The sequence below is a fragment of the Janibacter terrae NBRC 107853 genome, from assembly GCF_001591405.1.
Classification (GTDB): Bacteria; Actinomycetota; Actinomycetes; order Actinomycetales; family Dermatophilaceae; genus Janibacter; species Janibacter terrae.
Genome location: NZ_BCUV01000007.1, coordinates 843,281 through 854,799, shown reverse-complemented (window position 1 = coordinate 854,799; position 11,519 = coordinate 843,281). Strand labels below are relative to the sequence as shown.

10 protein-coding genes and 1 tRNA gene are annotated in these 11,519 nt (G+C 71.2%); 9 read left to right on the top strand and 2 right to left on the bottom strand.

Annotated elements, in window-relative coordinates:
- Together JT1_RS13770 and JT1_RS13765 are read left to right on the top strand one after the other, a co-directional pair.
- Window positions 1-231: a tautomerase family protein gene (locus JT1_RS13770; RefSeq protein ID WP_068327578.1), complete on the top strand. Its 231-nt coding sequence runs from the start codon at window positions 1-3 to the stop codon at window positions 229-231.
- Window positions 228-1,682 carry an aldehyde dehydrogenase gene (locus tag JT1_RS13765; protein WP_068327575.1) on the top strand — a complete coding sequence of 485 codons (1,455 nt, stop codon included), beginning with the start codon at window positions 228-230 and terminating at the stop codon, window positions 1,680-1,682. The genes JT1_RS13770 and JT1_RS13765 overlap by 4 nt, the downstream gene beginning before the upstream one ends.
- 59 nt (window positions 1,683-1,741) lie before the next feature.
- On the opposite strand, the gene JT1_RS13760 is transcribed toward JT1_RS13765, so the two are convergent.
- Window positions 1,742-2,968 carry an MBL fold metallo-hydrolase gene (locus tag JT1_RS13760; RefSeq protein ID WP_169702010.1) on the bottom strand — a complete coding sequence of 409 codons (1,227 nt, stop codon included), beginning with the start codon at window positions 2,966-2,968 and terminating at the stop codon, window positions 1,742-1,744.
- Between the two features lie 230 nt (window positions 2,969-3,198).
- Here JT1_RS13760 and JT1_RS13755 point away from each other — a divergent pair, with 230 nt between their 5' ends.
- The gene (locus tag JT1_RS13755) at window positions 3,199-4,077 is read left to right on the top strand and encodes a hypothetical protein (RefSeq protein WP_068327569.1); all 879 of its coding nucleotides are present in this window, start codon (window positions 3,199-3,201) and stop codon (window positions 4,075-4,077) included.
- A gap of 1 nt (window position 4,078) precedes the next feature.
- Complete coding sequence (locus JT1_RS13750) at window positions 4,079-4,957, top strand: serine hydrolase (protein ID WP_068327567.1); 879 nt, start codon at window positions 4,079-4,081, stop codon at window positions 4,955-4,957.
- A 10-nt stretch (window positions 4,958-4,967) separates the two neighbouring features.
- On the opposite strand, the gene JT1_RS13745 is transcribed toward JT1_RS13750, so the two are convergent.
- Window positions 4,968-5,624, bottom strand: a complete 657-nt coding sequence (locus tag JT1_RS13745; protein WP_068327562.1) for a hypothetical protein — start codon at window positions 5,622-5,624, stop codon at window positions 4,968-4,970.
- 244 nt (window positions 5,625-5,868) lie between these two features.
- On the opposite strand from JT1_RS13745, the gene gyrB reads away from it, so the two are divergent.
- The 5 genes from gyrB to JT1_RS13720 all read left to right on the top strand — a co-directional run bounded on the left by gyrB (window position 5,869) and on the right by JT1_RS13720 (window position 11,511).
- Window positions 5,869-7,977 (top strand): DNA topoisomerase (ATP-hydrolyzing) subunit B, encoded by a 2,109-nt coding sequence (gene gyrB / locus JT1_RS13740; protein WP_439645751.1) that lies wholly within the window; start codon window positions 5,869-5,871, stop codon window positions 7,975-7,977.
- Between the two features lie 106 nt (window positions 7,978-8,083).
- Entirely contained in the window at window positions 8,084-10,675 is a 2,592-nt protein-coding gene (gyrA, locus tag JT1_RS13735) for a DNA gyrase subunit A (protein ID WP_068327558.1), read from the top strand.
- On the top strand, window positions 10,672-11,142 hold the full coding sequence (locus JT1_RS13730) for a DUF3566 domain-containing protein (protein ID WP_245634814.1): 471 nt from the start codon (window positions 10,672-10,674) through the stop codon (window positions 11,140-11,142). The genes gyrA and JT1_RS13730 overlap by 4 nt, the downstream gene beginning before the upstream one ends.
- A gap of 89 nt (window positions 11,143-11,231) precedes the next feature.
- A tRNA-Ile gene (locus JT1_RS13725) sits at window positions 11,232-11,308 on the top strand.
- Between the two features lie 23 nt (window positions 11,309-11,331).
- Window positions 11,332-11,511: a DLW-39 family protein gene (locus JT1_RS13720; RefSeq protein WP_068327555.1), complete on the top strand. Its 180-nt coding sequence runs from the start codon at window positions 11,332-11,334 to the stop codon at window positions 11,509-11,511.
- The last annotated feature ends 8 nt before the right edge of the window (window positions 11,512-11,519 follow it).

Genomic DNA, 11,519 nt, shown 5'->3' with positions numbered 1-11,519 from the left:
GTGCCCGTCGTCCAGGTCACTCTCACGCACGGGCGCAGCCCCGAGACGATCCGGTCGATGATCTCGGCGATCACGCAGGCCATGGTCGACTCCGGGGTCGCCCCCAAGGAGGCCGTGCGCGTCATGGTCTCCGAGATCCCCACCGCCCACTTCGCCGCGGGTGACGTCACCATCGCCGAGCGGCACGCCGCGCAGCAGCCCGCCACCCCCACCGAGGAGACCCCGACATGAGCGACCAGTTCTTCGGTCACATCATCGACAACGAGGAGGTCGAGTCGCTCAGCGGTGAGCGCTTCGACGTCTACAACCCGTGGACCCAGGAGGTCTTCGCCCAGGCCGCCGAGGGTGGTGCCGAGGACGCCGAGCGCGCCATCGCCAGCGCCCGCAGGGCCTTCGACGAGGGCCCCTGGCCGCGGATGACCCGCCCCGAGCGGGCCGCCGCGATCCACCGGCTCGCGGACCTCATGGAGGAGCGCGCCGACGAGCTGGCGACGCTCGACTCGACCAACATGGGCAAGCCCTTCGCCCAGGCCAAGCACGACGTCGGCCGGTCGGTTGCCAACTTCCGATTCTTCGCCGACCACCAGCGTGACCACACCGGTGACGTCTACCCGATGCCGTCCGGGCACCACACCTACAGCGAGTTCGGTCCCGTCGGCGTCGTCGCGGCGATCTCGCCGTGGAACTTCCCGCTGATGATGGCGACGTGGAAGATCGCTCCCGCGATCGCCTGGGGCAACACCTGCATCATCAAGCCGAGCGAGGACACCCCGGCCTCGGTCACCCTGCTCGGCCGGCTCGCGGTCGAGGCCGGGTTCCCCCCGGGCGTGCTCAACGTCCTCAACGGCCACGGTGCGCCCGCCGGATCGACGCTGACGGCCGACGACCGCGTCGACCGCGTCACCTTCACCGGCTCGTCGACCACGGGCAAGGCCGTCATGGCCTCGGCCTCGACGCACCTCGCGCCGGTCTCGCTCGAGCTGGGCGGGAAGGGGGCCAACCTCGTCTTCGACGACGCGGACATCGACAACGCCGTCTACTGGGCGGTCGAGGCGATCTTCCGCAACTCGGGGCAGATCTGCCTCGCGGGCTCGCGCCTCTTCGTCCAGTCGGGGATCTACGACGAGTTCATGGAGCGCTTCCAGGCCGCGGCCGAGGCGCTGACGATCGGCGACCCCTTCGACCCCGAGGTCAAGTTCTCCGTCCTCTCGTCCAAGAAGCACTTCGACAAGGTGTCGGGGTACGTGGGCGGCGTCGAGGGCGACGGCGGGACCATCCGCACCGGTGGCGTCGACGAGGACGGGCGCTGGCTCGTGCGGCCCACGATCATCGAGGACCTCCCGCTGGACGCCGCGGCGTACTGCGACGAGATCTTCGGTCCCGTGGTCGTCGTCAACAGGTTCGACACCGAGGCCGAGGCCGTCCGCCTGGCCAACGACACCCGCTACGGGCTCAACGCGATGCTCTTCACGGAGAACCTCTCCCGTGCGCACCGCGTCAGCTCCAACCTGCGGGCCGGCACGGTCTGGGTCAACTGCTTCTTCATCCGCGACCTGCGCACGCCCTTCGGTGGCGTCGGCGACTCCGGCGTCGGCCGCGAAGGGGGCGACTTCAGCCGCGAGTTCTTCACCGAGCCCAAGGCCGTGGTCATGCAGATCGACCGGAGCGTCCCCGGCGCCTGACGCCCCTGAGCGAGACTCCCGGACCCCAGCCCTCGGGCGGGTCCGGGAGTCTCGTCGTGTCAGCGGGTGCCGATGACGTCGTTGTCCTGGCCGGCCACGACCCGCGTGCGCGTGCCCCGGGCCAGGCGCTGCGCGACGCGCTGCCAGCCGCCCCGAGGCAGCTCGCCCGGGACGACGTGGTGCAGCACGAGCTGGCGGACCTCGACCTCGCGCAGCAGGTCCCGCAGCTGCGCCTCGGTCGTGTGCGCACCGAACATGTGGTTGCGGAAGGCCTCCTTGATCGCCTCCGGCACGGGCAGCGCGTCGATGCTGGCGACGATGCTCGCGTGGTCGACGACCTCGTGGAGCAGGACGTCGCTGCCGTCCGCCATCTCCAGCAGGTTGGGCGTGAGCGTCGTGTCGCCGGAGATGACGATCGAGCCGTGGTTGGAGTCGAAGCGGTAGGCGTAGGACGGCGCCATCTGGCCGTGGTCGACGAGCGTCGCCGAGACGCGAACGCGGTCGTCCTCGTGGACGGTGAACGGGCTCATCCGGGCCGGCGGACCGGCGACCGGGACGGTGATCCCCGACGGCAGCGCGATGTCGTGCGCCTGCACGACCCGGTCGATGCGCGGGGACCCGGCGTCGAAGATCCGGTCGTTGACGTCGGTGGCGAAGGCGGCGAGCAGCTGCCGCACCATCGAGGTCGTGCCGGGCGTCGGCTCCGACGGGTTGAAGGGCGCCGGAGCGGGTCGACCCGGTGGGAAGACGGTCGGCAGGGCGCCGCGGTCGCCCGGTCCATACACGTGGAACGGTAACTCCAGAGAACCGAGCCCGCCACCGATGAAGCCCTGGACGAGGAAGGTCGCCAGGTCGGTCACGTGGTCGGAGTGGAGGTGGGTGATGAAGCCGGCACGGAAGGCGGTGAGGTCGTTCTTGCCGTCCGCAGGGCCCATCACACCGGCGTCGACCATGCCGGCCGCCGATCCGTGCCCGGCGTCGACGAGGTACCGCGCGCCGTCCACCTCGACCACGGTGCAGATCCCCCGTCGGCCGCTGGCCATGGGCCAGATCGGGCCGCCCGCGGTCCCCACGAGGACGGCGCGCATCCGGGCGTCGGACCGGCGGGGTGCCCGGGCCGTCGCGGCGGAGGCCGGGCCCGCCGAGGCCAGGGCGGCGGTCAGGGCGGCCGAGGCCCCGAGCCCGCCGTAGAGCAGGCCGCGCCTGCCGATGCCCGCGCGCGGCGGGGTGTCCCCGGTGTCCCCGGTGTCCCCGGTGTCCGGGTGGTCGGGTGAGGTGTCAGCCAAGGGCACGACAGGTGTGCAGGATCCGCACATGAGAGCTCCTTTGATCCCAAGCGTGTGTAGTGCTCACTACAATGACGGGCCACGCGCGAGGGCGCAAGGGCGGCGTCGACGCCGTGGGACGCGGACATTCCGCGGAGCCGGACGATTGGCCGTCTCCCCGGGTCGTTATGGCATCGTGAGATGTCGCTCTTGATCCCGGGGGCGGTGACGTGCATTCGAGGAGAGCAGACATGAGCGGTCCGGAGAGCCCGCGGGGCGGCGACGCCTTCGACGACTTCTTCGGCGACCCCACCCCGTCCGGTCGGATGGGCCCCGCGCCCGACCAGCCGGCGGGAACCCCCTTCGCCGATGCCGACGACGAGACGACCCGAGCCATGGCCCCGGCCCGGCCCGAGGCCGACCCGGAGGCCACCCAGGCCGCCGAGGTGCTCCCCCCGATCACGCCCGAGCCGACGCCCCACGGCGCCGTCCCCGAGGCCTGGTGGGCACCCGAGCCCGAGAGCGCGCCCCCGCAGCGCGCCGATGGCGGCCACGGCAGCACCTGGCAGCCGGTCCCGTCTGCCGGGCCTGCGCGCGACGAGCCCCAGCCGTACCGCGAGCCGGGCCACCCGGGTCGCTCGGTGTCCCCGCTCGCCCTCGTCGCCATGCTCGTCGGTGGCGTCCTCCTCGGTGGGCTCTGCGTCGGCGGGCTCGTCATGACCCTGGGCGGCGGCGACGAGCCGGTCGCGCAGTCCACGACGGTCACCGAGCCGGGCACGCCGCCGGACTCGACGTCGTCGGGTGCGACACCGCCGTCCACGTCGTCGACGCCTCCGCCGTCCTCGTCGTCCTCGTCGTCCTCGTCCGCCCGCACCGGTCAGCTGCCGGCGGGCGCGAGCCGGTGCGCCGGCCCCAAGGACGGCACCTCGGTCGCCCGGGGCACCCAGGTCACCAGCTGCGAGTTCGCCGCGGTCGTGCGCGACGCCTACCTCGCCGAGGCCCCCGAGGACGGGCGCGCCACGCTCGAGGTGCGCAGCCCGGTGACCGACAAGACCTACACGATGACCTGCAGCGGGGCGGCGGTCACCCGCTGCACCGGCGGTGACAACGCCGTCGTCATCCTCTACTGACGTGCGCCTGCCGCTCGTCGGGGTGAGCGCCCTGCTGCTCGGCCTCCTCCCCGCCTCGGCGTGCACCCGGGAGGTCGCACCGACGCCACCCGCGACGACGGCCAGCCCCACGTCCGCGGCCACGACGGCCCGGCCCTCGTCCACGAGGACACCGACGCGCCCGGACGCCCGTCGCCTGGACGCCGCCCTCGAGCGGGTCGCCCGGCAGCACCCCGACTCCGAGGTCGCCGTGGCCTGGGCGCCCGTCGGGACGAAGGGCAGGCCCCACGTCGTCGGCGACCCCACCCGTCTCGTCGCCTGGTCGACCATCAAGGTCCCCTTGGCCCTCGCCGTCGTCCGCGCCGGGCACGGCGACGAGATGGCGGATGACATCGACCGGGCGCTGCGCGCCTCGGACAACGAGGCGGCGACCCGGCTCTGGGAGCGCCTCGGCGGCGGCAGCCGCGCGAGCGAGGCGGTGGGCACCCAGCTGCGACGTGTCGGGGACCGGACCACCGACGTCCCGGCCGAGGTCACCGTCCCGGGGTACTCCCCCTTCGGCCAGTCGTCGTGGGCGCTCACGGCCCAGACCCGCTTCACCGCCGCCCTGCCGTGCCTGACCGGGTCGGCGTCGGTCACCGACGCGATGGGCCGGGTCTCCGACGGCCAGCGCTGGGGGCTGGGGGGCATCAGGGGTGCGCGCTACAAGGGTGGCTGGGGGTCGACGCCGGGCGGGTACGTCGTGCGGCAGCTGGGCATCGTGCCCGGGACGAAGGGGGACACCGCCGTGACCCTGCAGGTGCGGACCGGGACCCACGAGCAGGGCACGGCGATCGCCGACGAGCTCGTCGCGGCCCTGCGGGGGCACCGCGACGGACTGCCGGTCGGCACCTGCCGCTGAGCGGGGCGGATCAGGAGGTCGTGACCGAGTCGATGATCGTCTCCGCGACCTCGTCGGCGGTGTCCTGAGAGCCGGCCGAGACGGTGATCATCGCGGCGCCGGCATCGGTCGGCACGGCGAGCATCCGGGCGTGGAACTGCTGAGAGCCCTGGCCCATGGTGTAGCTGCTGTCGAGGGCCGCGCCGAGCTCGGTGCCCGTCTCGTCGATCTGGCCGACCTTGGCGCCGATCCCCTCCAGCTGCGACGTCATGTCGGCCTCGGTGGGCATCGCCGGCGAGGCGACGACGTTGACGTTGTTGCCGAAGCCCTGCTCCGTGTCACCGATGACCATGACGTCGACGGACTCCGCCACCTGCGCGACGAGCTCCTTGGCCGTGGTGCCCTGCCGTTCCGCCGAGTCCTCGAGGGCCTGGGGCGCCTGCTGGCTGCCGTCGGCGATCTTGGCCGGGTCGACGACGGTCCAGCCCTCGGGCACGTCGAAGGCGACGCCGGCCTGGGTCGCCGTCGCTGACTCGGCCTCGGGGGTGGACTCGGCCGAGGACTCGGCGGAGGACGTGGTGGCGGCGCTCGACTCGTCGCTCGTGCCGTCCCCGCCGCAGGCGGAGAGGGCGAGGACGGCGGCGCCGGCCAGGGCGGCGAGGACACGGGAGCGGTGCGTTGTCGTCATGCTTCGACCCTCGTGAGGCCACCCGGATCCGCGATGGGGAGCCCTCCCCGTCGACGACGCCCGCAGGCGGCGATGAGAGCGCCGCGGGGGCCGGGACACGTGTGGGGAGTCGTCCGACCGTCCCTCCCGCGCCGAGAGCGGCCGCCACGGGGCGTGCATGATGCTTCGTGGAGAGGGGGCGCGGGGTAGAATCGGGGGGTTGAGGCCGCGGCGCCAGCCCCATGGGGCCAGCCCGCGGTAATCCATGCACCGCACCAGCTCGAGGAGCACCGTGGCAGACGAGCAGTCGCCGAAGGCCCAGCCGAAGACCCCGGACCCCGGGGGGCCGGAGTACGACGCCAACGCGATCCAGGTCCTCGAGGGCCTCGAGGCCGTCCGCAAGCGCCCCGGCATGTACATCGGCTCCACCTCGGAGCGGGGCCTGCACCACCTCGTGTGGGAGATCGTCGACAACGCGGTGGACGAGGCGATGGCCGGCTACGCCGACACCATCGACGTCACCCTCATGGACAACGGCGCGGTCCGGGTCAAGGACAACGGCCGCGGCATCCCGACCGACATCCACGAGGCGGAGGGCATCTCGGCCGTCGAGCTCGTGCTCACCCAGCTGCACGCCGGCGGCAAGTTCGGCGGCGGCGGGTACAAGGTCTCCGGTGGTCTGCACGGCGTCGGCTCGTCCGTCGTCAACGCGCTCTCGACGCGGCTCGACGTCTGCGTGCGGCAGAAGGGGCACGCGCACCGCATGTCCTTCGAGCACGGCGTGCCGACCGGCCCCCTTCGCCGGGAGGAGGAGACCGATGCGACCGGCACGACGATCACCTACTGGGCCAACGACGAGATCTTCGAGACCGTCGAGTACGACTGGGAGACGATCCGGGCGCGCTTCCAGCAGATGGCCTTCCTCAACAAGGGCCTGACGATCAACCTCGTCGACGAGCGCGTCGAGGAGCCCACCGAGGCCGAGCAGGCCGAGGACCTCGACCACGTCGACGACGACATCACCGAGGTCGTCGACTCCGAGGACGGCGCGGCCGCGGCCCCGAAGAAGGCACGCAAGGTCTCCTACCGCTACGACAACGGCATCGTGGACTACGTCACCCACCTCGTCTCCTCCAAGAAGGCCGAGCCGGTGACCGCCGAGATCATCTCGATCGAGACCGAGGACGTCGACCGGGCGCTCTCCCTCGAGCTGGCGATGCAGTGGACGAGCGCCTACAGCGAGTCGGTGCACACCTACGCCAACGCGATCAACACGCACGAGGGCGGCACCCACGAGGAGGGCTTCCGCGCGGCGCTGACCAAGCTCGTCAACGACTTCGCGCGCAAGCAGAACATCCTCAAGGACAAGGACGACAACCTCACCGGTGACGACATCCGCGAGGGCCTGACCGCCGTCATCTCCGTCAAGCTCGGCGAGCCGCAGTTCGAGGGCCAGACCAAGACCAAGCTCGGCAACTCCGAGGTCAAGGGCTTCGTCCAACGGGCCATGACCGACGAGTTCGGCCACTGGCTCGAGGCGCACCCCAACGAGGGCAAGGACATCGTGCGCAAGTCGGTCCAGGCCGCCGCGGCGCGCATGGCCGCCCGCAAGGCGCGCGAGGCGACCCGCCGCAAGGGCCTGCTCGAGTCCGGCGGCCTGCCGGGCAAGCTCTCCGACTGCCAGAGCAAGGACCCCACGGTCTCCGAGGTCTTCATCGTCGAGGGCGACTCCGCCGGCGGCTCGGCCAAGGCCGGCCGCAACCCGGAGAACCAGGCGATCCTCCCGATCCGCGGCAAGATCCTCAACGTCGAGAAGGCCCGCATCGACAGGATCCTCGCCAACCAGGAGGTCCAGGCGCTGATCTCGGCCTTCGGCACGGGCATCGGTGAGGACTTCGACATCGCCAAGGCGCGCTACCACAAGATCGTGCTCATGGCCGATGCCGACGTCGACGGCATGCACATCCGCACGCTCCTGCTGACCCTGCTCTTCCGCTTCATGAAGCCCCTCATCGAGGCCGGGTACGTCTACCTCGCCCAGCCGCCGCTCTACCGGCTCAAGTGGTCCAACCACGACCACGAGTTCGCCTTCACCGACCGGGAGCGTGACGCGATGATCGCGGCCGGCCAGGCGAAGGGGTGGCGACTGCCCAAGGACAACTCGATCCAGCGCTACAAGGGTCTCGGCGAGATGAACTACCAGGAGCTGTGGGAGACCACGATGGACCCCGACACCCGGGTGCTGCTCCAGGTGACGCTCGACGACGCGGCCGCCGCCGACGAGATCTTCGCCGTGCTCATGGGCGAGGACGTCGAGTCCCGACGCAGCTTCATCCAGAAGAACGCGCGCGACGTGCGCTTCCTCGACATCTGAACCCTCGGGGGGCTCCGCCCCCCGAGTGCCCCCCCGAGAACCGCGGAGCTGGCCCCGAACCCGCCTCCGCCCCCTTCGGCCACGACCCCGAGGTGACCTGCAGACCATGACCGACACCCCCACCACGCCCGAGACCGACCGGACCGAACCGGTCGACCTCAACGCGGAGATGCAGCGCAGCTACATCGAGTACGCGATGAGCGTCATCGTCTCGCGCGCGCTGCCCGACGTGCGCGACGGCCTCAAGCCGGTGCACCGCCGCATCGTCTACGCGATGTACGACGGCGGCTACCGCCCCGACCGTGGCTACAACAAGTGCTCGCGCGTCGTCGGCGACGTCATGGGCCAGTACCACCCGCACGGTGACAGCGCGATCTACGACGCGATGGTCCGCCTCGTGCAGCCGTGGTCGCTGCGCTACCCGCTCATCGACGGCCAGGGCAACTTCGGCTCCGCCGGCAACGACGGCGCGGCCGCCCCCCGGTACACCGAGTGCAAGATGGCTCCGCTCTCGCTGGAGCTCGTGCGCGACATCGACCAGGAGACGGTCGACTTCGTCCCCAACTACGACGGCAAGACGCTGCAGCCGGACGTGCTGCCCGCGCGCTTCCCCAACCTGCTGGCCAACGGCTCCGCCGGCATCGCCGTCGGCATGGCCACGCAGATCCCGCCGCACAACCTGCGCGAGGTCGCCGACGCCGCCCAGTGGATGCTCGACCACCCGGAGTCCTCCCGCGAGGAGGCCCTCGAGGCCGTCATGGGCTTCATCAAGGGCCCCGACTTCCCGACCGGCGCGCTCATCATGGGCCACCGCGGGATCGAGGACGCCTACCGCACCGGCCGCGGGTCGATCATCATGCGCGCCGTCGTCGAGGTCGAGGAGATCCAGGGCCGCACCTGCCTCGTCGTCACCGAGCTGCCCTACCAGGTCAACCCCGACGCGCTGGCGCAGAAGATCGCCGAGATGACCAAGGAGGGTCGCCTGAGCGGCATCGCGGACATCCGCGACGAGACCTCCGGGCGCACCGGCCAGCGCCTCGTCATCGTCCTCAAGCGGGACGCGGTCGCCAAGGTCGTGCTCAACAACCTCTACAAGCACACCCAGCTGCAGACCAACTTCGGCGCCAACATGCTGGCCCTCGTCGACGGGGTGCCCCGCACCCTGCCGGTCTCGGCCTTCATCCGGTACTGGGTCGAGCACCAGATCGACGTCATCATCCGGCGCACCGAGTACCGGCTGCGCAAGGACGAGGCCGCGATCCACATCCTGCGCGGCTACCTCAAGGCCCTCGACATGCTCGACGAGGTCATCGCGCTCATCCGCCGCTCGCCGACGGTCGACGAGGCCCGTGCGGGTCTGATCGAGCTCCTCGACATCGACGAGGTGCAGGCGATGGCGATCCTCAACCTCCAGCTGCGGCGCCTCGCCGCGCTGGAGCGGCAGAAGATCATCGACGAGCACGACGAGATCGAAGCCCGGATCCTCGACTACAAGGACATCCTCGCCAAGCCCGAGCGGCAGCGGCAGATCGTCAAGGACGAGCTCGCGGAGATCGTCGACCGCTACGGCGACGACCGGCGCACGCGGATCCTGCCCTACGACGGCGACGTCGCCATGGAGGACCTCATCCCCGAAGAGGACGTGGTCGTCACGATCACCCGGGGCGGCTACGCCAAGCGCACCCGCGTGGACGAGTACCGGGCGCAGAAGCGTGGCGGCAAGGGGGTGCGCGGCGCCTCCCTGCGCGGTGAGGACGTCGTGCGCAACTTCTTCACGACCACCTCCCACCACTGGCTGCTGTTCTTCACCAACCTCGGCCGGGTCTACCGGGTCAAGGCCTACGAGCTGCCCGAGGCGGCGCGTGACGGCAAGGGCCAGCACGTCGCCAACCTGCTGGCCTTCCAGCCGGACGAGCAGATCGCGGCCGTCTACGCGATCAAGGACTACGAGGCGGCGCCCTACCTCGTGCTCGCGACCAAGCGCGGCCTGGTCAAGAAGACCCGCCTGACGGAGTACGACTCGCCGCGCAGCGGCGGCCTCATCGCCATCAAGCTGCGCGAGGACGACGAGCTCATCGGCGCCGCCCTCGTCGCCGCCGAGGACGACCTGCTGCTCGTCTCGCGCAACGCGATGTCGGTGCGCTTCCACGCCACGGACGACGTCATCCGCCCGATGGGCCGCTCGACGAGCGGTGTGACGGGCATGAAGTTCCGCGGCGACGACTCGCTGCTCGCGCTCAACGTCATCGAGGACGGCACCGACCCGGACGTCTTCGTCGTCTTCGAGAACGGTGTGGCCAAGCGGACCGCCGCCTCGCAGTGGACCGCCAAGGGCCGGGCCGGTCTGGGTGTCACGGCGGCCAACTCCGGCAAGGGCGGCCAGCTCGTCGGCGCACTCGTCGTCGACGAGAGCGACGAGGTCATGGTCGTCATGGAGAAGGGCAACATCGTGCGCTCCGCGGTCACCGAGATCAACCGCACGAGCCGCAACACGATGGGGGTCAGCTTCGCCACGCCGCGCAAGGGCGACGCGATCGTGGCCGTCGCCCGCAACGTCGACCGCGGCGACGCGGACCCGGAGGCTGACGTCGACGAGCAACCCGACGGGGTAGCGTCGGAGCCTGACGAGCAGTCCGCCGGGAGCGACCCGGTGGAGCCCGCCCAGCAGGGGGACATCCCCGGAGGTGACCAGGAGTGAGCCCGACAGGAGACACCACGGCCGTGCGCACGGCCGCCGGCCCGTCCCAGACGCCCCGCCGCGCCCCGTCCGGCAGCGCGGCCCGTCCGGCCCCGAGGGCCGGCCGACGTGTGAAGCTCATGGTCTCGCGGGTCGACCCCTTCTCCGTGATGAAGGTCGGCTTCCTCGTCTCGGTGGCCATGGGCATCGCCATGGTCGTCATGACCGGCGTGATGTGGGGCCTGCTCTCGGCGATGGGGGTCTTCGACTCCGTCAACGAGCTGGCCGGCCAGATCATCGGCGACGGCTCCGGTGAGACCTTCGACGTCATGGACTTCCTCGGCTTCGGCCGCGTGCTGTCCCTGTCGATCGTCCTGGCGGTCGTCGACGTCTTCCTGCTGACGGCCATCGCGACCCTCGGCGCCTTCCTCTACAACATCGTCGCCAGCCTCGTCGGCGGCGTGCACATGACGCTGACCGACGACTGATTCCCCCCGGCCTGCCGCCGTTTTGGTGGTGGCGGCAGGTGTGGGGTAATCTCGGGCGTCGCGCCACGGAGAGGTCCACGGCGCAGCACGGGCCCATAGCTCAGGCGGTTAGAGCGCTTCGCTGATAACGAAGAGGTCGGAGGTTCAAGTCCTCCTGGGCCCACCACTTTCGACGGTGAGGAGAGATCCATGAAGAAGGTCCTCGTACTCGTCGCGGCAGCAGCCGGCGCGGTGTACGCGCGGCACAGGATCGAGCAGCAGCGTTCCGAGAAGGACCTGCACGCCGCCACCAGCCGCATGGGCAACGCACCGAAGTCCTCCTCCGCGACCGGCGCCGCATGGGCGGCCGCCAGCGACCGTCCCACCTGATCCACCAG